Annotated in this window: 24 protein-coding genes, 1 tRNA gene and 1 pseudogene; 18 read left to right on the plus strand and 8 right to left on the minus strand. The window is 67.9% G+C overall.

Annotated elements, in window-relative coordinates:
• Positions 1–48: 48 nt before the first annotated feature.
• Positions 49–2,838, minus strand: coding sequence for a pyruvate dehydrogenase (acetyl-transferring), homodimeric type (gene aceE, locus ACKY0W_RS08605; protein WP_409437208.1), 2,790 nt, complete (start codon positions 2,836–2,838; stop codon positions 49–51).
• A gap of 241 nt (positions 2,839–3,079) precedes the next feature.
• On the opposite strand from aceE, the gene ACKY0W_RS08610 reads away from it, so the two are divergent.
• The 4 genes from ACKY0W_RS08610 (at position 3,080) to ACKY0W_RS08625 (ending at position 4,767) form a co-directional block, all read left to right on the plus strand.
• On the plus strand, positions 3,080–3,613 hold the full coding sequence (locus ACKY0W_RS08610) for a hypothetical protein (RefSeq protein ID WP_409437209.1): 534 nt from the start codon (positions 3,080–3,082) through the stop codon (positions 3,611–3,613).
• A 75-nt stretch (positions 3,614–3,688) separates the two neighbouring features.
• Positions 3,689–4,111, plus strand: a complete 423-nt coding sequence (locus ACKY0W_RS08615; protein WP_308486436.1) for a DUF3052 domain-containing protein — start codon at positions 3,689–3,691, stop codon at positions 4,109–4,111.
• Positions 4,111–4,572, plus strand: a complete 462-nt coding sequence (locus ACKY0W_RS08620) for a peroxiredoxin (RefSeq protein WP_409437210.1) — start codon at positions 4,111–4,113, stop codon at positions 4,570–4,572. Before ACKY0W_RS08615 ends, ACKY0W_RS08620 begins: the two co-directional genes overlap by 1 nt.
• 120 nt (positions 4,573–4,692) lie before the next feature.
• Positions 4,693–4,767: transfer RNA gene (locus ACKY0W_RS08625), tRNA-Val, on the plus strand.
• Between the two features lie 111 nt (positions 4,768–4,878).
• Here ACKY0W_RS08625 and ACKY0W_RS08630 read toward each other — a convergent pair.
• Genes ACKY0W_RS08630 through ACKY0W_RS08640 form a run of 3 tightly spaced genes read right to left on the minus strand, consistent with a single transcriptional unit; the run spans position 4,879 to position 7,612 of the window.
• Positions 4,879–5,511: a protein NO VEIN domain-containing protein gene (locus ACKY0W_RS08630; protein WP_409437211.1), complete on the minus strand. Its 633-nt coding sequence runs from the start codon at positions 5,509–5,511 to the stop codon at positions 4,879–4,881.
• Positions 5,512–5,535: 24 nt separating this feature from the next.
• Positions 5,536–6,969: a tyrosine-type recombinase/integrase gene (locus tag ACKY0W_RS08635; RefSeq protein WP_409437212.1), complete on the minus strand. Its 1,434-nt coding sequence runs from the start codon at positions 6,967–6,969 to the stop codon at positions 5,536–5,538.
• Between the two features lie 52 nt (positions 6,970–7,021).
• A complete protein-coding gene (locus ACKY0W_RS08640) occupies positions 7,022–7,612 on the minus strand; it encodes a hypothetical protein (RefSeq protein WP_409437213.1) in 591 nt (196 codons plus the stop codon).
• A gap of 59 nt (positions 7,613–7,671) precedes the next feature.
• Here ACKY0W_RS08640 and ACKY0W_RS08645 point away from each other — a divergent pair, with 59 nt between their 5' ends.
• The 12 genes from ACKY0W_RS08645 to ACKY0W_RS08700 all read left to right on the plus strand — a co-directional run bounded on the left by ACKY0W_RS08645 (position 7,672) and on the right by ACKY0W_RS08700 (position 17,127).
• Positions 7,672–7,932, plus strand: a complete 261-nt coding sequence (locus ACKY0W_RS08645) for a helix-turn-helix domain-containing protein (protein ID WP_409437214.1) — start codon at positions 7,672–7,674, stop codon at positions 7,930–7,932.
• An 84-nt stretch (positions 7,933–8,016) separates the two neighbouring features.
• On the plus strand, positions 8,017–10,059 hold the full coding sequence (locus tag ACKY0W_RS08650; protein ID WP_409437215.1) for an AAA family ATPase: 2,043 nt from the start codon (positions 8,017–8,019) through the stop codon (positions 10,057–10,059).
• Between the two features lie 528 nt (positions 10,060–10,587).
• Positions 10,588–11,085, plus strand: coding sequence for a hypothetical protein (locus ACKY0W_RS08655; protein WP_409437216.1), 498 nt, complete (start codon positions 10,588–10,590; stop codon positions 11,083–11,085).
• The gene (locus ACKY0W_RS08660; protein ID WP_409437217.1) at positions 11,082–11,591 is read left to right on the plus strand and encodes a hypothetical protein; all 510 of its coding nucleotides are present in this window, start codon (positions 11,082–11,084) and stop codon (positions 11,589–11,591) included. The genes ACKY0W_RS08655 and ACKY0W_RS08660 overlap by 4 nt, the downstream gene beginning before the upstream one ends.
• Positions 11,588–11,908 (plus strand): hypothetical protein, encoded by a 321-nt coding sequence (locus ACKY0W_RS08665; RefSeq protein ID WP_409437218.1) that lies wholly within the window; start codon positions 11,588–11,590, stop codon positions 11,906–11,908. Before ACKY0W_RS08660 ends, ACKY0W_RS08665 begins: the two co-directional genes overlap by 4 nt.
• A gap of 147 nt (positions 11,909–12,055) precedes the next feature.
• Positions 12,056–13,615, plus strand: a complete 1,560-nt coding sequence (locus ACKY0W_RS08670; RefSeq protein WP_409437219.1) for a hypothetical protein — start codon at positions 12,056–12,058, stop codon at positions 13,613–13,615.
• Positions 13,612–14,040 (plus strand): hypothetical protein, encoded by a 429-nt coding sequence (locus ACKY0W_RS08675; RefSeq protein WP_409437220.1) that lies wholly within the window; start codon positions 13,612–13,614, stop codon positions 14,038–14,040. The genes ACKY0W_RS08670 and ACKY0W_RS08675 overlap by 4 nt, the downstream gene beginning before the upstream one ends.
• Before the next feature lie 108 nt (positions 14,041–14,148).
• Complete coding sequence (locus ACKY0W_RS08680) at positions 14,149–14,406, plus strand: hypothetical protein (RefSeq protein WP_409437221.1); 258 nt, start codon at positions 14,149–14,151, stop codon at positions 14,404–14,406.
• Positions 14,403–15,059 (plus strand): hypothetical protein, encoded by a 657-nt coding sequence (locus tag ACKY0W_RS08685; protein WP_409437222.1) that lies wholly within the window; start codon positions 14,403–14,405, stop codon positions 15,057–15,059. The genes ACKY0W_RS08680 and ACKY0W_RS08685 overlap by 4 nt, the downstream gene beginning before the upstream one ends.
• 15 nt (positions 15,060–15,074) lie before the next feature.
• Positions 15,075–15,875, plus strand: a complete 801-nt coding sequence (locus ACKY0W_RS08690) for a hypothetical protein (RefSeq protein ID WP_409437223.1) — start codon at positions 15,075–15,077, stop codon at positions 15,873–15,875.
• 314 nt (positions 15,876–16,189) lie between these two features.
• Positions 16,190–16,765, plus strand: a complete 576-nt coding sequence (locus ACKY0W_RS08695) for a hypothetical protein (protein WP_409437224.1) — start codon at positions 16,190–16,192, stop codon at positions 16,763–16,765.
• Between the two features lie 59 nt (positions 16,766–16,824).
• A complete protein-coding gene (locus ACKY0W_RS08700; RefSeq protein WP_409437225.1) occupies positions 16,825–17,127 on the plus strand; it encodes a hypothetical protein in 303 nt (100 codons plus the stop codon).
• Between the two features lie 17 nt (positions 17,128–17,144).
• Here the strand turns inward: ACKY0W_RS08700 and ACKY0W_RS08705 are convergent, their stop codons facing one another.
• Both ACKY0W_RS08705 and ACKY0W_RS08710 read right to left on the minus strand, forming a co-directional pair.
• The gene (locus ACKY0W_RS08705) at positions 17,145–17,606 is read right to left on the minus strand and encodes a DUF4411 family protein (RefSeq protein WP_409437695.1); all 462 of its coding nucleotides are present in this window, start codon (positions 17,604–17,606) and stop codon (positions 17,145–17,147) included.
• Between the two features lie 5 nt (positions 17,607–17,611).
• Positions 17,612–18,893: pseudogene (locus ACKY0W_RS08710) on the minus strand (ImmA/IrrE family metallo-endopeptidase).
• Positions 18,894–19,138: 245 nt separating this feature from the next.
• Here ACKY0W_RS08710 and ACKY0W_RS08715 point away from each other — a divergent pair.
• Complete coding sequence (locus tag ACKY0W_RS08715; RefSeq protein WP_409437226.1) at positions 19,139–19,357, plus strand: hypothetical protein; 219 nt, start codon at positions 19,139–19,141, stop codon at positions 19,355–19,357.
• Positions 19,358–19,384: 27 nt separating this feature from the next.
• Here ACKY0W_RS08715 and ACKY0W_RS08720 read toward each other — a convergent pair whose 3' ends face one another.
• Together ACKY0W_RS08720 and ACKY0W_RS08725 are read right to left on the minus strand one after the other, a co-directional pair.
• Entirely contained in the window at positions 19,385–19,591 is a 207-nt protein-coding gene (locus tag ACKY0W_RS08720; protein ID WP_409437227.1) for a zinc transporter Slc39a7, read from the minus strand.
• A 6-nt stretch (positions 19,592–19,597) separates the two neighbouring features.
• Entirely contained in the window at positions 19,598–20,014 is a 417-nt protein-coding gene (locus ACKY0W_RS08725; RefSeq protein WP_409437228.1) for an ArsR/SmtB family transcription factor, read from the minus strand.
• 119 nt (positions 20,015–20,133) lie between these two features.
• Between ACKY0W_RS08725 and fadD8 the strand changes: the two genes are divergently transcribed.
• Positions 20,134–21,726, plus strand: a complete 1,593-nt coding sequence (gene fadD8 / locus ACKY0W_RS08730) for a fatty-acid--CoA ligase FadD8 (RefSeq protein ID WP_409437229.1) — start codon at positions 20,134–20,136, stop codon at positions 21,724–21,726.

Below are 21,726 nucleotides of genomic sequence, written 5' to 3' on the forward strand. Positions count from 1 at the left end.
TACGCCTATTTTCTGGTGACAACTGACAACCCGGCGGTTAGCGTCCCGCTAGGCCACCCCGGAATCCGACGTCTGTTCCGGGGCGGCCAGCACGTCGTCGATCTGGTACTGCGTCGCCGCGGTCACCGCAACGGAGGCGTCGATCGCCCCGTCGCGGGCCAGCGCCGCGAGCACCGCCACCACCACCGATTCGGCGTCGGTGTTGAAGTAGCGCCGTGCCGCCGGGCGGGTGTCGGAGAACCCGAACCCGTCGGTGCCCAGGGTGACGTAGCTGCCGGGCACCCAGGGCCGGATCTGCTCGGGCACCGCCCGCATCCAGTCCGACACCGCGACGACCGGTCCGGTGGCGTCCGCCAATGCCTGCGTCACATACGGCACCGCGGCCGGGCTCTCCGGGTGACGCAGCCGCTCGCGCTCGATGGCCACACCGTCCCGGTTGAGCTCACCCCAGCTGGTCACCGACCACACGTCGGCGGCCACATCCCAGTCGGCGGCCAACATGTCGGCGGCACGCAGCGCCTCGGGCACCGCCACCCCCGAGGCCAGGATCTGCGCGGTGTTCGACCGCGATTCGGTGGCCCTGCGGAAGCGGTAGATGCCGCGCAGCAGGCCCTCGGGGTCGAAGCCCTCGGGCTCGGCCGGCTGCACGTAGGGCTCGTTGTAGAGCGTGACGTAGAAGTACACGTTCTCCGGGTCCGGGCCGTACATGCGGTGCAGGCCGCTTTCGATGATGTGGGCGACCTCGTAGGCGAACGCGGGATCGTAGGAGACCACCGCCGGGTTGGTGCTGGCCAACAGCAGCGAGTGCCCGTCGGCGTGCTGCAGCCCCTCACCGGTCAGCGTGGTGCGCCCCGCGGTCGCCCCCAGGACGAAACCGCGCGCCATCTGATCGGCAGCCGCCCACAGGCCGTCGCCGGTGCGCTGGAAGCCGAACATCGAATAGAAGATGTAGATCGGGATCATCGGCTCGTCGTGAGTGGCATACGACGTCCCGACCGCGGTGAAGGAGGCTGTCGAGCCGGCTTCGTTGATGCCCTCATGCAGGATCTGGCCGACTTCGCTTTCCTTGTAGGCCAGCATCAGGTCGGCATCCACCGAGGTGTAGAGCTGGCCGTTGCGGTTGTAGATCTTCAAGGACGGGAACCACGAGTCCATCCCGAACGTGCGCGCCTCATCGGGGATGATCGGCACGAGGCGCGGGCCTAACTGCTTGTCCCGCAACAACTCTTTGAACACCCGCACGGTCGCCATGGTGGTGGCGACCTCCTGGTTGCCCGACCCCTTCTTGACCGCCGCGTAGGCCTGCGGGCCCGGCAGTTCCACCGTTTTGGCCTCGGTGCGGCGGTGCGGCACGAAGCCGCCCAGGGCACGTCGGCGGTCCAGCAGGTAGCGGATCTCGGGTGCGTCTTCGCCGGGGTGGTAGTACGGCGGCAGGTACGGGTTCTCCTCGAGTTCGGAGTCCGGGATCGGAATCCGCATCTCGTCACGGAAGTCCTTGAGGTCTTGCAGCCGGAACTTCTTCATCTGGTGGGTGGCGTTACGGCCGGCGAAGTAGCTGCCCAGGCTGTAGCCCTTGATGGTCTTGGCCAGGATGACGGTCGGCTGGCCCTTGTGCTCGACGGCCGCGCGGTAGGCGGCGTGCACCTTGCGGTAGTCGTGGCCGCCGCGCTTGAGGTGCCAGATGTCCTGGTCGGACAGATCCGCGACGAGCGCCTTGGTGCGCGGGTCGCGGCCGAAGAAGTGCTCCCGCACGTAGCCGCCATCGTTGGCCTTGTAGGTCTGGTAGTCGCCGTCGGGGGTGACATTCATCAGATTGACCAGGGCGCCGTCCCGGTCGGCGTGCAGCAGGGCGTCCCATTCGCGCCCCCACACCACCTTGATCACGTTCCAGCCCGCGCCGCGGAAGAACGATTCGAGTTCCTGGATGATCTTGCCGTTTCCGCGGACCGGGCCGTCCAGGCGCTGCAGGTTGCAGTTGACCACGAACGTCAGGTTGTCCAGGCCCTCCAGCGCCCCGACGTGCAGCAGCCCTCGGCTCTCCGGCTCGTCCATCTCGCCGTCGCCCAAGAAGCACCAGACGTGCTGGTCGGAAGTGTCGCGGATGCCGCGGTCGTGCAGGTAGTGGTTGAACCGGGCCTGGTAGATGGCGTTCATCGGGCCCAGGCCCATCGACACCGTGGGGAATTCCCAGAAGTCCGGCATCAGCCGTGGGTGCGGGTAGGACGGCAGGCCGCCGCCCGGGTGGCTGTGTTCCTGACGGAAGCCGTCGAGATCGTGGGGGCTCAGCCGGCCCTCGAGGAAAGCGCGCGCGTAGATGCCGGGGGAGGCGTGGCCCTGGATGAACACCTGGTCGCCACCGCCGGGATGGTCCTTGCCGCGGAAGAAGTGGTTGAACCCGACCTCATACAGCGTCGACGACGACGCGTAGGTCGAAATGTGCCCGCCGACTCCCACCCCGGGGCGCTGCGCGCGGTGCACCATCACCGCGGCGTTCCAGCGGATCCAGCTGCGATAGCGGCGCTCGGTTTCCTCGTCGCCGGGGAACCAGGGCTCCAGTTCGGTCGGGATGGTGTTGACGTAGTCGGTGGAGGTGAGCGCCGGGATGGCTACTCGCTGCTCGCCGGCGCGTTCCAGCAGTCGCAACATCAGGTAGCGGGCGCGGGCCGGGCCGGACCGCGCCAGCAGTTCGTCGAAGGACTCCAGCCACTCGGAGGTCTCCTCGGAGTCGATGTCGGGGAGATAGGAGGCCACCCCCTCGCGGATCACTCGGACCCGGTCGGATTCGGTTGTGCTGCTTGGCTTTTTGGCCAGATCCTGATGTACGGCCTCAGTGGTCAACGCAATGCTCCTTGGTTCGGAGGTCAATATGTGCCTCCCGGCTTGTGGCCAGGACGACACCAACCGATCGATTCGCCGGTCTCGTCTTTTCTATCGTGCCCCACCGGACACCCGACCGCCGGTGGGCGAGTGCCGCTGGGTGGGCTGATCTCGGCCAGGTGGTGGGTACGCGGTAACGTTTGAAGTTGTGCTGACCCGACGGCGGACTGCCTCGCGCGCCCAGACGCGGCGACACGCTCGGGTGGGTGCGTCGGTGGCCGGTGGCGTTGCGGCATTGGCAATGGGCGTTGTCGGCTGCACCAGCATCATCGGTGGCAACCCGCAAGCCGACACTTCCGAGGCCCCGGCCTATCGCTCGTCGGTCTCGGCGTCGGTGTCGGCTTCGGAGGCCACGTCGAGCATTCGTGAGACCCAGCGTCAACAGTCGATGACGACCCAGGCGGTTCGCGGTGCCTGCGGGCGGTTTGCCTCGAGCAGCAGCGACGCCGTCGACGTGGTGAACAAGTACGTCGAGGCGTTCAACAACGGCGGGGATATCTCCGGAACCGCCGGGCCGGCGGTGGAGGCACTCAACCACAGTGCCGACGAGGTCGCCGCGGCGATCAACGAGAAGTTGTCGCAGGACCTGACCGACGCGTTCAACACCTACGCACAGGCCGCGCGCGGCGTCGCGACCGCAATCTCTTCCAAGGCGCCGGTATCGGTGTACAACGCCCGCAAGGATGAACTCAACCGGGCTCGGGACAAGGGGATGCAGTTGTGCAAAGCCTTCTGAGCCCGCCCAGCACGCTGAGCTGTGCAACGATGATTCACATCACACGCAGCGCTGACGATCGAAGGAGGTCACACGGTGGTCGCGGCGGATAACGCCCCGAGCTTCGCCCGCAAACTGGGCATCGAGAGCAAGCAGTTGGTCCAGGAGTTCGGCTGGGACGAGGACGCCGACGACGACATCCGTGTCGACGTCGAAGAGGCCGCCGGCAGCGAGCTGCTCGACGAGGACACCGATGAGGTAGTCGATGTCGTGCTGCTCTGGTGGCGCGACGGCGACGGGGATCTGGTGGACACCCTGATGGATGCGATCACTGCCTTGGCCGATGACGGGGTGATCTGGGTGTTGACACCCAAGACCGGCCGTTCCGGCCACGTGCAGCCCGCCGAGATCGCGGAAGCGGCGCCGACTGCAGGCCTGATGCCGACGTCGTCGGTCAACTTGGGGGACTGGAGCGCCAGTCGCCTGGTGCAGCCCAAGTCCCGCACGGGGAAGCGTTGATGCTGCAAGTCGGTGCCGAAGCTCCGGACTTCACCCTCAAGGACCAGAACCAGCAGCCGGTGACGCTGAGCAGCTTCCGGGGCGACAAGAACGTTCTGTTGGTGTTCTTCCCGCTGGCCTTCACCGGGATCTGCCAGGGCGAGCTGGGTCAGCTGCGCGACCACCTGCCCAGCTACGTCAATGACGACAGCGTGGCGCTGGCGATCTCGGTGGGTCCGCCGCCCACCCACAAGATCTGGGCGACCGAGAGCGGGTTCCTGTTCCCGGTGCTCTCGGATTTCTGGCCGCACGGCGCCGTCAGTGAGGCCTACGGGGTGTTCAACTCCGACACCGGCTTTCCCAACCGCGGCACGTTCGTCGTCGACAAGTCCGGCATCATCCGGTTCGCCGAGATGAAGCAGCCCGGTGAGGCGCGTGACCAGCAGCTCTGGCTTGACGCCCTGGGCGCCCTCAAGGGGTAGGGCTGGTCTCCCTTTGCCGCGAGATTGCACTGAAGCAGGGATTTCACGACTTCTTGCTGCGCCAGTGCAATCTCGCAGTTTTGGGAGCCCGGCACCGGCCGGGTAACCTGCCCCAGGCAGGGGCGCGTAGCTCAGTGGTAGAGCTCTGGTTTTACACACCAGCGGTCGGCGGTTCGATACCGTCCGCGCCCACCAAAGTTATTGCAGTTCAGCGTCGTATTTGCGGCGCTAGAACTCAGCCTGCAAGGTCCGATGATCAGGCCAAGTTGCCAGTAAGTTGCCAACGAAGCGGCGGCGATGCCTTGCTCACGGTCCGGCCAAGCCCGTGACGTAGGTGTAAGCGATGGGGCGAAGGCCGGCGGGGTCTGGCCTCCACGGCATCGCCAGCACCATCTCGCCGCCGGTCGCCGAGGGTGCGCCTCGCCCCTCTTCCAACTTGATGTACCGCACGATCGCCAGGGCATTGTCAGTGGCGGTGGTGTGCAACGCGACCTCGTTAGCGGTCAGCGTGATGCTTTCGCCTTGACCCGTGGTGCCCTTCACCTCGATCAGCACCTCTCTGTCTCCGAGGGTGGCGCGGACGTCGAATGATTCTGTTGCGCCAACGTCTTCGGTGACGAATCCAAGTTGCCGAAAATGCTCGCGTACGACGGCGACGGCACGCTGCTCGATGGCCCTGTTTTCCGCTGCGCTGAGGTGACGCTGTGGCTGTGGCTGTGGCTGTGGCTGTGGCTGTGGTTTGGGCGACGTCGGTGGTTTCCTTGCAGGCGTGCCCACGTCACGCCACACGGCGGCTTCCCATCCGGTGCCCGGACAACGGGTGCCGTCTGCCAATCGGTGCGTGGCGACACGACCCCGCTGAGTGAGCTTCACGTCGAGTGCGCAGTAGTTGCATACGTATGCGGTCCGAGCCCGCTGTCGTTTACCCTGTCCCGCCATCGGCCTGTCCTCGCAATCCGGTAATCAGCTGAACAGCGACGCGCCTACGGCGCGCAACTCGTCGGCCTTCACGTCCGCGTAGATCGACAGCGCCACCGCCGGGTCGTGGCCGTGCCAGGCGGCGACGATGTGGGGCGGGTGGCCCTGGTCGAGCATCAGCGACACCGACGTGTTGCGCAGCCCGTGCAGCTTGATCCGCCGCAGTCCGGCGCGCGAACGCAACCGCTGGAACTCGTCGGTGTAGGACTCGGGGCGCAGCGGCGTGCCGTCCTCACGCACGGCCACCAGGCGGTCGTCTGACCATCCGACGCCGAGCGCCAGGGCCTCGGTCCGCTGGCGCTGCCGCAGCGTGCGCAGCGCCTCGGTCACGTCCGCCGGTAGCGGCAGGTCGCGGCGGCTGCGTTTCGACTTGGGCGCACCCTCGACCGCCTCGGCACCGACGGCGACCCGCCCCCGGCGAATCGAGAGCGTGCCGGTGTCGAGATCGACCGCGCCCCAGCGCAGCCCGAGCACTTCGGAGCGCCGTAACCCGTAGCACGACAACAGCCAGCACGCGAACAGGCGGTGATCATGCACCGAGTCGCGGAACTGGCCGACCTCGGTCAGCGTCCACGACTTCGCGGTGGCCTCGGCGGCGGGGGAGCCGTCGGCGCGCTCCGCGTGGTCGTCGGGGTCGGCGTCCTTCGGTCGCTCGACCAGCGCAATCACGTTTCGCGGTAACAGCCCTTGATCCATGTAGCTCTGGACCACCGCGCCGAACGTCGTCAGCGCCGACCGCACCGTCTGGGGGCTCAGGCCGCGTTTCTTGGCGGCGTCGGTCTCGGGTGCGACGGGCGCATAGACACCCCGGCGTAGGCGGGCGACCCGGCCCGCCGCCAGCAACGCGGACAGCGCCGAATGGACGTCGCCGGGCAGCGCGGCGGACAGCTCGGCGGCGGCTATGCCCTCGGGGTGCTCGGACACCAGCGCGACCACCCGGCCCGCCAGCGAGCCGTCCCGGTAGTGCTTGGGCGAGGTGCGCGCCTCGGTCAGCATCCACCGGACCAGCGCGTCACCGTCGGCCTTGGTGATCGCCTGGAGTTTCTTGCCGCCGAGGTAGCGCCGAACGGGCTTGAGGTCCATTTCGTAGCTGTAGAGCGTCACCTGCCGGATGCCGCGCCGACCACTCAGCCACTCGTCGCACGCCTGGTCCACGGTGACCGAGGTCGGGCGGCTGTAGGTGCCAGCGGCGACCTCGGAACTGATGCGGCGCAGCTCTTTACGTGCCTCGGCCTTGGTGCGGTAGGTGAATTTTCGCCGGTCGCGCGACCCGTCGGGTTTGTTGCCGACGTCGAGCTGGAACCAATACGTCACGGTGCCGTTCTTGGCCGTGTGAGTGTTGATCGGCTCGGCGCGCCGGGTGCGCTTGGCGGTGGTCTGCTGGGCGGGCTGCTGTTCGCTGGCGGGGTCGGTGCTCATCGCGGGTCGGTCTCCTCGGGTGGTCGTGGTCGTGGTCGGCGCGGGGGCCGGGTCAGTCGGCGGGGCTGGGGTTGGTCAGCCAGTCGCGGCGCAGGAATCCGCGCCGTTTCGCCTCGGCTATCCACCTGTCGACGGTGGGCAGCGACACGGGCGCGAATCGCTCGGCGACGTACTCACGCGGCGACTCGCCGACCTCGCGCGCCCAGAGCAGCAGGTCGCGCACCTGGCGATAGTGCACGTCATCGAGCTTGCGATTGCTGCGACCGGGCGGCTCAAGGTCGGGCCGTAACAGCGGGGTCGGGTCGTAGACGTCACCGGCCTCGGCCACGCCGAACTCGGTCAACGCGATGAACCGCGCCGCCGCCTTGGCCAGCCGCCGGACGGGTACCTGGCGAATGGAGTCGGGGTCTATCTCCGCGGCGTCGCCGTCACTGATCAGGTGAAGCTCGACAAGCCGCGGTGCCGGGCCGCCGGTGTCGACCCGAACGCGGTAGCGGTGGCGGTGGCCGACCAGCGGAATTTCGATGAGGCCGTCGGCGCTGCCGCGTTCGCCGGTCACGCGCCGGATGGCGTCGGCGATCACGTCACCCTTGATCGCGTCGCCGTCGACTTGGCCGCCCTTGTCGTGCTTATCAGTGGACACACAAATACGATAACGGATTGCCGTGGCGGTTATCAACAATTCGGCACATAGTGGACGCCATGACAACCACAACGTCCACAACGACCCCTACCGCGCCAGGGCGGGCGGCGTGCCCGGTGATCCGGCGCGGACCCGTCACCGTCGATTACCTGCGTTTGCACCCGACCGTCAGCGTCGAACAGGCCGCGTTGCTGCTCGGCGTCAGCCGGGCATATGCCTACCAGCTCACTCGCACGGGTGAACTCGACGCGATCACGTTGGGGGAGAAGCGTGTTCGCGTGAAATCCGCCAGTCTGCTGCGGGTGCTCGGCGAGGACTGAACCGGCCCCGAAACGCAGCGCGCCCCGGCCCTACGACGACAGCGGGACCGGGGCGACTTACCACCGAAGCGAGGACATACCGACATGCCCAGCAAGGCCGAGTGTAGCGCCAACGGCACGGGCCAGACCGCCGCCGACGATGGACCCGACGCGCCCGCGCAGTGGGTCAGCGGCACGCAGTGGGCCGACGCGCTCAACGTCGACCCCGAAACGCCGATTGCCGATCACCTAGGGGTCGAGACGTGGCACGTGGTACGCAAGTTCAGCCGTCAGTTCGACGTCTCGATGTACCTGCCCGATGGCGCGAACAGTATGGCGTTCAGCGACTTCAATGCGCTGCCGTCGGCGGTTCTGCACGCCGCTAGCCCTCCGGTGTCGCTCACCCGCGCGCAGGTCGCCGAGTTCGCCGCCGACACCATCACCGACGACCCGCACGTCATCGGCGCGCGGCTCAAGAGGGCGCGGTGGGAGCGTTTCGACCGCAAGAAACGGACGGACGCGGCACTCAACAGTAGGAAAATCCCGTCGACCACCGCCTACACGCTCGATGAAATCGGCGCGGTCGCCGGTCCCGAGGTCGCCGAGCGGTGCCGACAGCTCATCGAGGATGCGAACCGTCGCGCGTGGTCGCACCCCAAGCCGCACAGCTACCGCGAGCGCGAATACGTGATGACCGCCGCCGAACTTGTCGGCACGATCGGCGTGGCGGTCGAGGTCATCGCGGACATGACTGCCGCGACAGACGCCGAGCGCAATGCCGCCCTAGCGGACCTGGCCATCGCGCGTATTCGGCACGGCGACAGCATCACTGCGCGTGCGCGAGCGGGCAGCGTGCCCGCGCTCGACCTTGACGCCGAGGTGCTCACCCTGTCCGGTTTGGCCGAGATCGAGCCGGTGCGCCCGCTCATCACGGGTTTACTCGCACGCGGCCAGCTCGCCGACCTCAACGGCGCACCCGGCTCGGGCAAGACTATGGCGGCGGTCGGCATGTCGGGGGCGGTTGCCTCGGGTCGGCGGTGGTGCGGCCACGTCGTGCCCGAGCGCGCGCCGGTCCTCTACGTCGCCGCCGAGGGTGCCTCGGGCATCAGCGCGCGGCTGCACGCCTGGTGCGAGATCAACGGCGTCGCGCCCGAGGACATCGAAGACACGTTCATCATCGCGCCGCGCGCCGTCCAGATGGGCGACGACGGGCACATGGCGCAAGTGCGCGACCTCGTCAAGCGTCACGGCGTGGCCCTGGTCGTGTTCGACACCCGCGCGCGCTGCACCGTTGGTGTCGAGGAGAACTCAGCTACCGACCACGGGCGCGTGATCGCTCACGCCGACGAGATCAACAGCCAGACCGGCGCGGCGGTCCTGGTGGTGCACCACACCGCCGCCGGAAGCGACCGGGCGCGCGGGACGACCGCCTGGGACGGGGCGGTGTGGTCGTCGCTGCTGCTGACGCGCACGGGGGCCAGGAAAGGCAAGAAGTCCCGCAAGGTCGAGATCACGTGCGCGAAGCACAAAGAGTGGCCCGACGGCTGTACCCACGAGTTCCGGTTGGCCGGCCATACTGTGAGCGAGGCGCTGATGCCCGATGCCACCGCCGCGCAGCGGTCGACGCTGGTGCTCGCCCCTGTCGACCCCTACACCGCCGAGCCCGACGACGAGCGCAGTCTGAGCGTCACGCAGGCCGAAATCCTGGCCCTGGTCGCCGAGTTGGGCGGCGGTGAAGGGCTCACCCGTGCCGAGATCGTGAGATTCGCCGAGGAGCGCTCGATTGCGGGGCGCAGCTCGGTGTATGCCGCCGTCACCGCCCTGCTCGACAAGGGCAGGAAGCTGGTCAAGGTGCCCGGCACGCAGCGACTCGCCGCGCGCGAGTTGATCGACGGCGCACCGGACACCAAGGATGCGGTCACCGCCGTCGGCTCGCCGATCTACACCGCCGCCGTCGACACCATCATCGAGAGTCTGTGCGCCCGCCGGGCTGAGGGGCGCATTACCGACGACATGGCCAAAACCGACGCCCACAAGCTCGTCGGCGGCCACGTCGTGCCCTACGCCGAGGCGTGGGCGCGGTGGTCGGTCAATCGCCCGACTGACCCCGGTCAGGTCGACAAGCTCAACGAGCCGGGCGGGCCGTGAACCGCCTTGCGGGGGTCGGCTGGAAACCTTTACTGACCTGGGATTTTCCGGCACCGTCCTTACGGTTTCGTGGACACCGCCGGACACGGCCGGACGCCGAGACATCGCCGCTGGTCAAGCGGTTTCCGGTAGTGCTGGACAGTGCCGGACGGACCGAACGGCGTCCGACTGTGTCCGGCAGTGTCCACAGAAATCGGAAAGCCTTACTGAGCTGGGGTTTTCCAGGTTGTCCATCTATGTCCATATCTCCTCACCCGTTGTCCACGGGAACGGGCATCCCTTTAGGGTGCCCCGTGGACGGGCCGGACGGTGGACGGCTTTCGGGGGAAGAACATCGAGCGCGACCGGACGCGCCACTCACGTCTGCGCCGAAGGTGAGGGTGGCGGTGTGAGCGGCGGTGCGGCGGTGCGTTGCGGGCGGCGGTGGCAGCTCGGCCCGCTCGCCGAGTTACCCGACTCCGGCGGTATTCTCAACGCGTGCAACCTCATTCGTCGTAGCATGGTGACATTTTGCGTACAGTGACCGGCATGGCACCCGTCATGCGACAGCGCGAAAGCCGCGCCCGCGCCGCCAAGGCGTATGAGATGCACCTTGACGGCTACAGCTGGCAGGACATCGCCGATGCCCTCGGTTTCCGCAGCCGGTCGGGTGCGCAGTCTGCCGTTAACCGGCACCTGGCCGAGACCACGCCGGACCCCAATCACATCGCCCGGCGCAAGTGGATCGACGGCAAGCGTCGCCTACGCGCGCGGGTGTCGCGGCAACTGTCCGTCGCCGAGGACGCCAACGATTCGCAGGCGGTGGCGCAGCTGTCCGCCGCCGTCGACCGGATAGACGACCAGCTGGCCAAGGCGTCGGGGTACTACGCGCCGCAGAACGTGAGCGTGTCCGTTGACGCCGTCCCGGCCATGGCGACCGCCGAGTGGCTACGCCAAATGTCGGCTGCTGCGGCGGTGAGCGGTGGCGGCCAGCCCGCCGCGCTGGCGTCGGCGGCCGAGGTCATCGACGCCGAGGTGATCCGGTGACCGCGTTCGGCGCGCCCGACGTGGCCGCAGCCGAGGCCGTCGCGGTGCTGATGACCGAGGTATCCGAGGGCCGTCTGACCGCCGCCGCTATGGCCGACCGCGCCGCCGCCCGCTGCCGTGAGGTTTTCGGCCAGTGTGACGGCCCGACTGATCCGCTGTGGCCCGTCCATGTCGACCTGTGCCGGGCGGTGCTCGGACACGCCGGACTACCGGCCTCGGAACTCGCGCAGTGGCTCGCCGTGGCCCGCAATCGCGAGAATCCCGGCGGCATGGTGCATCGTCCGCCCGGCTCAGTTTCGTCGCTCTACGGTCCGCACAGCCGCGATTCCGGCGGCGCTGACACTGCCGCCGAGATCGACGCGAAACCTGTTGCGACAGAACTAGACACAGTGGACACAGTGGACGTTGACGAGTTCGCTGACGTCCCGCGCGAGGTGCTGGCCGAGGCCGAGGCGTCGGCACTCGCGGTCATCGACCGCTACCGACAGCGAGAGTGCGACCGATGACCGATAACCGACGCCCAGGCTCGCTGCTCGCCCGCATCCGCGCCAAGCTGGCCGCGCCCGCCGCTGCCGCCGAGCTGGTCGCCGAGCCCGAGCCCGACGCGGCACCCGAGCCGCCCCGGCGCGCGCACTTGTTCGGTAGCCAGTTCCGGGTGCGCATGTCGTTCGATGAACTGATGGGCACGCGCGGCTATCTCGGTGAGCAGGGGCCCGCCGAGCGTCGCCGACTGGTCCCGTCGTCCGACGGCCAGCGCCAGCGTGACGCGGCGGCACGGCGCGCCGGATACTTGCCCGGCGAGGTCATGTGGCCGTCCGAGTGAGTCCCGCCGCGTCCCGCCGTTTGGCAACGTCTCGGCAACCTGACCGCCTTGGCGCGCCCGTCGCGGTCGCCGTCATGCCATGTGACCTGAGGCGATGCCCGTCGACAAAAACCCTGACCGCTTGATACAGGATCGAACGGACCACCGATGACGGCACAAATCGCCAGGTCAGACGCGTTCGCGTTCGACAGCGCCGAACAGGCCGCGCACGCGCTCGCCGAGGCCGAGCACCTGGCGCAACTGCGCGCCCGTCGAGTCCCGGCCACGCCGCACGAACTCGGCGCGCGGATTATGCGGGGCTACAGGATCACGCCCGCCGTGGCGCTGGTCGGTCAGGAGATCGCCCGCGCCATCGGCGAGCCCGACCAGCGGCTCATCATCGTCATGCCGCCGCGTGAGGGGAAGTCGACCACCGCCGCCGTGCTGGGAACACTCGCGGCGCTGCGCGGCAACCCTGACGCCCGAATCATCCTGGCGTCGTATGCGGATGAACTCGCCGAGAAGCACTCGCGCGAGGCGCGCCAGCTCATTGCCGAATACGGCGACCTGCTCGGCTTGGCGCTGTCGCCGGACAAGGCCAGCGCTGGACAGTGGACCCTGGACGGTCACCGTGGCGGGCTGTTGGCCTCTGGCCTGCTGTCAGGGCTCACCGGCCACGGGACCGACGGGCTGCTCATCGTGGACGACGTGGTGAAGAACATGACCGAGGCCGACTCGCCGACCTATCGCCGCCGGGTGGTCGCCGAGTTCCGCTCGACGCTACTGACCCGCGTCGAGCCCGGCGCGTCGGTCGTGGTCATCGGCACGCGGTGGCACCCCGAGGACTTGATAGGCACGCTGCTGACCGAGGAGGGTGACCGCTGGCGGCTCATCAGCGTTCCGGCGGTCGCCGATGCCGGGGTGCCCGATTCCCTCGGGCGTGCACCCGGTGAGGTCATGGTGTCGGCTGTGGGCCGAACTCCCGAGCACTTCGCCGATCTGCGCCGGTCGCTCGGCGAACGTATGTGGTGGGCCGAGTTCCAAGGCGTCCCAGCGTCGCCCGACGGCAACGTGATCCGGCGCGCTTGGTTCGATGCCTGGCGGCTGTCTGCGATGCCAGCCGACCCCGTTCGGACGGTTGTCGCGGTCGATCCCAGCGACAGCGGCCAGGGCGACGCGGCGGGCATCATCGCGGCGTCGATCACTGTCGGGGGAGAGGTGGTGATCCACCGGGACATCAGCGAGCCGTTGACCCCCGAGGCGTGGGCGCGCGCGGCGGTGGAACTCGCCATAGACACCGGGGCCAGCGAAATCGCGGTCGAGACGTTCACGGCCCGGGAGGGCTACCTGTCGGTGCTCAACACCACGTTGCGCCGCTACCGCCTGCCGCACCCGATCAGCGTCACGTCCTGGCCCCCTAAGAGCGACCGCAGCGGACGCGGGCGGGGCGACGCCCTGGCACGCTCGGCCAAGCTGATCCAAGCGCTCGAAACCGGCACCGTGCGGCTGGTCGGCCACCTCGAAAACCTTGAGGGCCAGGCGACCCGATGGCAGGCTGGACAGCATCAGCCCGACTGCATCGCGGCGGCAGTGATCGCTCACGACGTGCTGACGCACGGCGGTCAGGTACACATCGTCTCGCCGATGGAGATAGCCCGCCAAGCCCGCGAGGGCCGATTGCCACCGCCGCCCGAGTGGCTGCGGCGGCGGATAGGAAACCGACCATGACCGACGACAACGGCCTGATGCCGTGCACACCCGACCTCGGCGACGTGGCGGCGTGCCATCACGACCCCGGTTGTCTGTTCGCAGACGACGCGGGCAACCTCGCGCGCGGTGGCCGCGAGGAGCTGCGCACGTTCCTGATGGCCGAGCCTGAGCGCGCCGACAGCGAGGGCCACGGTTGCGGCTGTCGTCGTTGCACGGGCGTCGAGCGTCCGATGTCCGACACTGACGCCGAGGAGGTGCTAGCGCACGTCTCGCCCCGCGTGGCGACGCTCTACGCGCTCGGCAAGGTCGACTTTCGCGGCTGCGCCGAATGTCCAGACTGTGGGCAAATGAGACCGATGTTCACCGACTCTCCGACCTCACAGCACCGGGCGCTTGCCCAGCGTCGCTGCCCGTACCACGGCACCCCGCTCCGGTCGGTCTGAATGTTCATAGTGTCCATGAATTCTATTGTGATGCAACGTATCTAGTCGACACGCCGACCGGAGTAGCTGAGCAGCCACGCTGCACGGGCATGTGCTCTCATGGTTCGCGTGACCGCCGCAATTGAGTGCACGTACGCGACCGATCCCGGCGCGCTAGCCCCGGCTCAGTGGTCGGGTCGACTGGCTGCGCTGCGGTCCCGTGGGGTGACCGACGCCGATCCCCGCGTCGCCGAATGTCTCGCCGCCCTGGCCTACTGGCGCGTGCGCCGCGTGCTCGACGCCGATCGCGAACACCTCAACCCCGCGCACGTTCCGGCGCTGGCCGACATGCTCAAGCACGGGCACTCGGCGGCGGTGAACCGATGACCGTCCGCGCTAAGAACCGCACGCCCGCCGGTCGGGCGCAGCGACTTCCACAGCCGGTGCCCGTCTACAGCCAGACCGAGCAGCGTGAGCGTCGCCGCGCCGGGCTCTTGGTCACACTCACCCGGCGGTGGTCGCTGTCGTCCGAGGTCGCCGCAATCTGCGACCCGCTGGCCCAGAGAACCGCTGCTATGGCTCGACCCGCCGCGCTGGGGCGTGAGGTCGACGCCCTGACCCTCGCTGTGCACGGCCTGATGCACGCCGTGGTCGGGCTGCTGGCCGAGGCCGATGCCCAGCGCCGCACCCGTCACCTCGGCGTCGACCAGCGAGGCCGCAGTATTCGCGCCCTGGTGGACCTTGCCGAGCGGCCCTCGCTGCCCGAGATCACCGACGACATGATCGGCGGTGGCACCTGGCCCGCGACCCTGATCCTGCTGGCCGATCCCTATACCGCCGACCTGTCCGCCCTGCTCGGCAATGCGCTGACCTCGGCAGTGTCGGACCGCGTGCTGGCCCCGCTGCGCGAGGTCGACGCCGCCGCAACGTCGTTCGCGCGTCGTCTCGACCGCCAGCGTCCGCGCGTCGAGCAACCCAAGATGACCAAAGCCGACCAGGCGCGCGCCGAGCTGGCTGCGCTCGGCGTGGCCACCGACTAAGAGGAGACACCGACCATGACCATGCCCACGCCGACCGTGCACGACAGCCCTTTACCTGTGGCGTTCGACGTACCGCCGATCAATCCCGCCCCCGGAGGTCTGTTCGCGGCGGTCGACTGGCAGCCCAGCGACGGCCCCTCGCGATTCCTGACCGGCGTCGAGTTGCGCGGCATGAACTTCCCCGGTGATCAGGTCGGGGTGTGGGATGTTCCGTGGTGCGGCGTGCCCGTCCTCGATGGACCCCGTAAAGAGGGCACGCGCGGAGACGTCCTCGACCCGTTTGAGCCGGTCACCGTTTGGGCGTTCGACGCCTGCGACCTCACCGCCCCGAGCCGCGCCGAGGTCGAGCAGCGAGCAGCACAAGCGCTTCGGATGCGTGAGTCCGTGGTGGTGGCACGCCAGTTCGCCACTCGCCTGCTGGCTGACGCGGCGGTCCTGTCCGGCGTGATCCCGACCGCCACCGACGTGGTGGCCGCGCTGTCGACCATTGAGGGCGAGTTCTCCGAGTCCAACGCGCTGGGCTACGTGCACGCCTCGCCGGACTGGCTGCCGGTGCTGGTCTCGGCGCAGCTGCTCACCCGGTCGGGCGCGCGGTGGACTACGCCGGGTGGCCATGCACTGGTGCTCGACGGCGGTTACCGCGCCGGGCTCGGCGCGACGATGATCGCCACCAGCGCCCCGCTACTCGGCTGGCGCGATGGGGTGGTGACCAGGACCAGCCTGGACGAACGTCAGAACCTCTACGTGGCCATCGCCGAACGGTCGGTGCTGGTGTCCTACGAGGCCGTGGTGGCGGCGGTGGAGATCGCGCCGTGACCGCCGCTTGCTGCCGGGTGTGCGGTGGCCCGGCCTGGCGGTGGCGAGGCTCGGTGCACGGCTATACGTGCACGCCGTGTCTCGACGCCTACCTCGACGCCAGCGCCGCGCGCGGTGTCGCCCGAGACGGCAGGGAACGCGCACGGATGCTCTCGAAAGTGTTTCGCAGCAACGATATTCGTACTCCTATCACTGCGGGAAAGTAACCGGCGTCGGGGCGCGGTGGACTGCTGTTATGTACCGCACCGCGTCCCGACGCCCGGCCACCATCGCCGAGACGACCGACACCGACGACCCGAGGAGAGACCGAACCGATGAACAACTGCACCCTGACCAAGCCGCGCCGCCGCCCGCTGACGATGGCTGACGTCACCGCCGCCGAGCGCACGCACCTGGAGCTGTGCATCCATGAGGCCGGGCACGCCGTGGCGGCAGTGGCCCTCGGCGGCGAGGTCCGCTCGGCGGTGGTCGCCAGCGGGCGCGTGATCGGCGTTCAGGGATTGACCACGCTCACGCACGACGGGCTGCCCGCTGGCCGGATGGCGGAGGTCGCGTATGCGGGGCCGTGGGCCGAGGCGCGTTTCCGTGCCGGACGTCGCCCGACGCAGGCCGAGACCTATGCCGTGCTGGCTACCCACGGGCATGAAGACGACCGCGCGATGATCGCTAGCTCCGCCAGCGACGGGCACCACACGGGGCGCGACGTCGTGCCGCTGCTAGAACGCTGCTGGCCCGCCGTCGTGCGGGTGGCCCAGCACTTGCACCGCACCGGAGAGGCGTGCCAGGCCGACGTCCTCGACGCCCTCGCCATCACCGACGGCGGCGGGCGGACGTCGGTTCAGCTGGCCAGCCTGCGGTCCGGCTGCCGGTCGGTGCCGCCGCTGGTCTGACCGAATCGCGGTCGCTGCCCGAGCCTCGGCGGGCTGTGGCCAACGCAACGACGCACCGAATGACAACGACACCCGAGGAGAACACCGTGACCGCCGCCCGTTCCCGTATCACCGTTCACCGCTCCGAGCGGTCCCTGGCGTTTCTGGACGATTACTGCGCTGCCTGCAATCCGCTTGGCCACTACGCCGATAGCGCCGTGCGGCTGGCCTCGCTGACCGAGCCCGAGGCGCTGACGTGGCACGGCGGAATGCGGGTCTTGTGCCGGTACCGCTGCGTCCGCTGCGGGCATCGGTGGCGGCGGTCCGACCTGTGGGATGCTCGCAGTGCTGGGCTTGTGCCCAACCCGTGCACGGCGGCGTGAGGTAGCTATTGGGCGGGCTACCAAGCCCACCCTTGCTCTTCGATGTAGTCCATGAGCGTCAGGCATGGCACACCTATAGCGGCGCAGACATCAGGAATGCGGGGCTTTTCGATTCGGCCCGATGCCGTCTCCTCGCTAACTACCTTGCCGTTGCTGGCCATCGCGAGAGCGATCACGAACGGGTCAGCGCCGCTGCGCTGGCCACCCTGTCTGACAAGGTTGGGGTGCAGCCGCAGGATGTGTGTCGCGGCCTGCTGCACTGGGCGATCAAGCGGGCAGAATAGGTCAGACTGCGCATCTGCCCATTGCTTTGCGTCATCGTCACGTTTCGATAGTTCACGCCGGACCTCGTCCACAGAACGCACTTCTCCGGCAGCGATGGACTCCTCGATCAGTGTCCAGAGGCTGCGAAACACATTGGGTCGGAACAGGTCACGCCGCCCATTTAGGATGGCCCCTGTGTCGAACGAATAGCGGATGTCGGTCAAACCACGTTCCTCAACTCGGCAGACGCGGCCAGTTTAGGAATCTGTCCGACCTTGGCGCCTAGGTAGATCGCGGCGGTGTTGCTATCGATGACGCGGCGTCGGTGGGCATCAGTTACGGCACGTACGTACGCCTTTCCGAGATCGCGCACAGTGTTCCGATACCAGTTGCCACCAGTAGCCCGCGTACGCTCCGCTTCGTTTTCATAGGCGACGATGAATTCGGCGCGTCGTTGCCTGTACAGCTCAACCGGCACTACGCCAAGGGTGCTCAGTCGGCGTAGAAGGGCTTCCGCGCTCACGCCAAAATATGCTGCAACGGGGCGTAACGAGTCGTAGTCCCATGATGTCGGAAGGCCCATACGTGCGGTGACCTCGGGCCGGGCGAGCACCACATCAGAAGGCATCAGCACCTCGGCGGCAATGGCGTTGCACCTCGCTTCCAGCAAGCGGTCCGCGGTGCGAGGGCGGTCGTCTGCCACTACGTCACACAGCCCCTCGGTGTGCAGAACGACGTGGGCGAACTCATGCAGCAGTGAGAACAGGCGCGGGCGAGGGTAGTCGCTGCCGTTGAGCACGATCACCGGCAGCACGTCGAAGTACAGGGACATGCCGCGCATCTCGTCTACGGCCACTTTGCCGCCACGGGTGTTCAGCACCAGGACACCGGAAGCCTCAATGGCAGAAACCCAAGCGTTCAGATGCTCGTAAGGATTGGTGGAGTTGGGCGGGATAGGCAGCGGTCCGACCTTGGTCAGCGCCTCGCGGATGAGCGCCGCTATCTCTGTGTCGTTGTCGTCAGCTGACACCGAAACGCGCCAGGCGTCGGGCAACTCACGCTCTTCGGTCTCGGCCAACTCCAACGCGAAGTCGCGCTGTGTGTGTGCGCGGCGGAACTCGTCATGCAGTTCGGGGGACCAGTGCGCAGCCTCGGCACCGTCGAGCCGCCGGAAATCCCGCAGCGTGTCGAACCCCTCGGGCGGCTCGGATAGAAAGAACACTGCGAGGGACCGCTTGTAGACCTCTGCGGCCTTACGCAGTTGCGCGATTGTGGGAACCGCTTGGCCGGTTTCCCACGCTTCCACCCGGTCCTCGGGCAGCTTGAGTTTGCGAGCCGCTGCCAACGCGCTCAACCCGCACGATTCCCGTGCCCAGCGGAGCACGGATGTCTCCACGGGAGCGGGGATGGTCGGCATGGTCACGATGATGCACTACCCCCACCCACAAGTGACGACCAACCGCCGACCCCGATGTTGAATCTGATCGAGAATCGCGGTTTATCGATTGCGCCTACCTGTCCGAACACCCGTTCGCCGTGTTGCCGCCAAGTTGCCAAGACACGGTGAAACGCAGTGGACACGGCTGCCTCACGCGGACATGGGCACCGGCCCTGAGCTGGACGTGATGGACACCGTAGAACGCATGTTCACTTTCTCCGGTCCCTTTACACACCAGCGGTCGGCGGTTCGATACCGTCCGCGCCCACCAGTTGTTTGACACCGCGGTAGATCGTCAATGCGGTGAGCATGACAACTTCTCCGACACCCGACGAACCCACTCCACCGTCGCCGCCCGTTCCTCCGCAGCGGGCGCCGAGCGGCAAGTGGGGCGTACCGCCGTCGACCAGCCCGCAGCTGACTCCCGCGGGACGTTCGGCGAAGCCGCCAGGCGTACGCGCCCTGCTGTGGGCGGCCCTTCTCGTGCTGATCGGCGTCATCGCCCTGCTGATCGTGCTCTCGGCCTAAGGCGCTGCCAGGAGCTCGGCGGAGCGCTCAGTGCGAATGAGCGTGCCCGGCATGCTCCAGGCCCGCCTGATGGACGTGCGGATGGCTGTGCACGGTCCCGTCTTCGTGGGTGTGTTCGTGCTCGTGCTCGACGTGGTCGTGCTCGTGAGTGTCGTGCAGGTGGGTGTGCGTCAGATCGCCGTGAGTGTGTTCGTGTGCATGCGGCGCATCGTGCTCGTGGTTGTGGTGCGACATGGGTGTTCATCTCCCTTGTTCGATGGCGCGCTGCCGCAATTGGGGCAACGCCTCTCCGGCAGCAGCCGGGAGGTTCTTGGCGGCGCGGTGATGCGGCGGCACCCCCGGGCCGGCATGCTCGGCGTTGAAGACGGCGTCGGTGACCAGCTGGCAGACGTGCTCGTTCTCCATGCTGTAGAAGATCGTGGTGCCCTCGCGGCGGGTGCGCACCAGTCGCGCCATCCGGAGCTTCGCCAGGTGTTGGGACACCGAGGGCGCCGGTTTACCGACGTGCTCGGCGAGTTCGTTGACCGACATCTCCCGGCTGGTCAGCGCCCACAGCACCTGAACCCTGGTGGCGTCGGCCAACATCCGGAACACCTCGACGATCAGGCCGACCTGATCTTCCGGTAACCGATCCGCTGCACCATTATCTGCATGCATACGCAAATAATAAGCCTTGCGGCCTCTGGGGTGTCAACCCTCGGCTCGTCCCAGGGGCCGATGAGGCGGTCGGTAGTGTCCAGCGGGCAAGTCGTCACGCACTAGTGGAGGTAGCCCCGATGTCGACGCAGTCCATGCGCCAGCCCATTCATTCCGGGCATCTCACCGTGGGCGCCCTCAAGCGCAACAAGGACAAGCCGGTGCTGTTCCTCGGCGACACCACGTTGACCGGCGGTCAGCTCGCCGAGCGCATCAGTCAGTACATCCAGGCGTTCGACGCGCTCGGAGCCGACGCAACCGGCCTGTTGTCACTGAACCGCCCCGAGGTGCTGATGATCATCGGTGCCGGGCAGATCCGGGGTTACCGGCGCACGGCACTGCACCCGCTCGGTTCGCTGGACGACCACGCCTACGTACTGGCCGACGCCGAAGTCAGCACGCTGATCATCGATCCCACACCGGCTTTCGTGGAGCGGGCTCTGGGCCTGCTCGAAAAGGTACCGACGTTGCGCCAGGTGTTGACCATCGGCCCGGTGCCGCCGGAGCTTGAGGGGAAGGCCGTCGACCTGGCCGCGGAGGCGGCCAAGTACGACCCGCAGCCCCTGGCGGCCGCGGACCTGGCCCCAGACCACATCGGAGGCCTCACCTACACCGGCGGGACCACCGGCAAGCCCAAGGGCGTCATCGGCACCGTGGCATCGATCACCGCGATGACCACCACGCAGCTCGCCGAGTGGGAATGGCCCGAGCACCCGAAGTTCCTGATGTGCACCCCGCTGTCGCATGCCGGCGCAGCGTTTTTCGTGCCGACGATCATCAAGGGCGGCCAATTGGTGGTGCTGACCAAATTCGACCCGGCCGAGGTGCTGCGGGTGATCGAGGAGCAGAAGATCACCGCCACCATGCTGGTGCCGTCGATGATCTACGCGCTGATGGATCACCCCGACTCGCACACCCGCGACCTGTCGTCGCTGGAGACGGTGTACTACGGCGCCTCGGCGATGAACCCGGTCCGGCTCCAGGAGGCCATCGACCGGTTCGGCCCGATCTTCGCCCAGTACTACGGCCAGTCCGAGGCGCCGATGGTGATCACCTACCTGGCCAAGGGCGACCACGACCAGAAGCGACTCACCTCATGTGGCCGCCCGACGCTGTTCGCCCGGGTGGCGCTGCTGGGCGACGACGGCAGCCCGGTGGCCCAGGGCGAGGTCGGCGAGATCTGTGTGTCCGGGCCCCTGCTCTCAGGCGGTTACTGGAAGCTTCCCGAGGCCACCGCTGAGACATTCTCCGGCGGCTGGATGCACACCGGCGACCTGGCCCGCGAGGACGAAGACGGCTTCTACTACATCGTGGACCGCACCAAGGACATGATCGTCACCGGCGGCTTCAACGTCTTCCCCCGCGAGGTCGAGGACGTCATCGCCGAGCATCCGTCGGTGGCCCAGGTCTGCGTGATCGGCACCCCCGACGAGAAATGGGGCGAGGCGGTGACCGCGGTGGTGGTGCTGCGCCCGGGTGCGGACAGCGATGCCGCCGCGGTAGCCACCATGACCGCCGAGATCCAGTCCGCGGTCAAGGAGCGCAAGGGCTCCGTTCAGTCACCTAAGCAGGTGATCGTCGCCGAATCGGTGCCGGTGACCGCGCTGGGCAAGCCGGACAAGAAGGCGGTGCGCGCCCAGTTCTGGTCCGGGGCAGCGCGTTCGGTCGGCTGA

The sequence above is a fragment of the Mycobacterium sp. SMC-14 genome, from assembly GCF_046250075.1.
Classification (GTDB): Bacteria; Actinomycetota; Actinomycetes; order Mycobacteriales; family Mycobacteriaceae; genus Mycobacterium.

Excerpts from the sequence above, each read along its gene's own strand:
- ACKY0W_RS08620 (WP_409437210.1), top strand. The coding sequence starts at position 4,111 with ATGCTGCAAGTCGGTGCCGAAGCTCCGGACTTCACCCTCAAGGACCAG.
- ACKY0W_RS08630 (WP_409437211.1), bottom strand. The coding sequence starts at position 5,511 with ATGGCGGGACAGGGTAAACGACAGCGGGCTCGGACCGCATACGTATGC.
- ACKY0W_RS08635 (WP_409437212.1), bottom strand. The coding sequence starts at position 6,969 with ATGAGCACCGACCCCGCCAGCGAACAGCAGCCCGCCCAGCAGACCACC.
- ACKY0W_RS08645 (WP_409437214.1), top strand. The coding sequence starts at position 7,672 with ATGACAACCACAACGTCCACAACGACCCCTACCGCGCCAGGGCGGGCG.
- ACKY0W_RS08650 (WP_409437215.1), top strand. The coding sequence starts at position 8,017 with ATGCCCAGCAAGGCCGAGTGTAGCGCCAACGGCACGGGCCAGACCGCC.
- ACKY0W_RS08655 (WP_409437216.1), top strand. The coding sequence starts at position 10,588 with ATGGCACCCGTCATGCGACAGCGCGAAAGCCGCGCCCGCGCCGCCAAG.
- ACKY0W_RS08665 (WP_409437218.1), top strand. The coding sequence starts at position 11,588 with ATGACCGATAACCGACGCCCAGGCTCGCTGCTCGCCCGCATCCGCGCC.
- ACKY0W_RS08670 (WP_409437219.1), top strand. The coding sequence starts at position 12,056 with ATGACGGCACAAATCGCCAGGTCAGACGCGTTCGCGTTCGACAGCGCC.
- ACKY0W_RS08675 (WP_409437220.1), top strand. The coding sequence starts at position 13,612 with ATGACCGACGACAACGGCCTGATGCCGTGCACACCCGACCTCGGCGAC.
- ACKY0W_RS08685 (WP_409437222.1), top strand. The coding sequence starts at position 14,403 with ATGACCGTCCGCGCTAAGAACCGCACGCCCGCCGGTCGGGCGCAGCGA.
- ACKY0W_RS08690 (WP_409437223.1), top strand. The coding sequence starts at position 15,075 with ATGACCATGCCCACGCCGACCGTGCACGACAGCCCTTTACCTGTGGCG.
- ACKY0W_RS08695 (WP_409437224.1), top strand. The coding sequence starts at position 16,190 with ATGAACAACTGCACCCTGACCAAGCCGCGCCGCCGCCCGCTGACGATG.
- ACKY0W_RS08700 (WP_409437225.1), top strand. The coding sequence starts at position 16,825 with ATGACAACGACACCCGAGGAGAACACCGTGACCGCCGCCCGTTCCCGT.
- ACKY0W_RS08715 (WP_409437226.1), top strand. The coding sequence starts at position 19,139 with ATGACAACTTCTCCGACACCCGACGAACCCACTCCACCGTCGCCGCCC.
- ACKY0W_RS08720 (WP_409437227.1), bottom strand. The coding sequence starts at position 19,591 with ATGTCGCACCACAACCACGAGCACGATGCGCCGCATGCACACGAACAC.
- ACKY0W_RS08725 (WP_409437228.1), bottom strand. The coding sequence starts at position 20,014 with ATGCATGCAGATAATGGTGCAGCGGATCGGTTACCGGAAGATCAGGTC.
- fadD8 (WP_409437229.1), top strand. The coding sequence starts at position 20,134 with ATGTCGACGCAGTCCATGCGCCAGCCCATTCATTCCGGGCATCTCACC.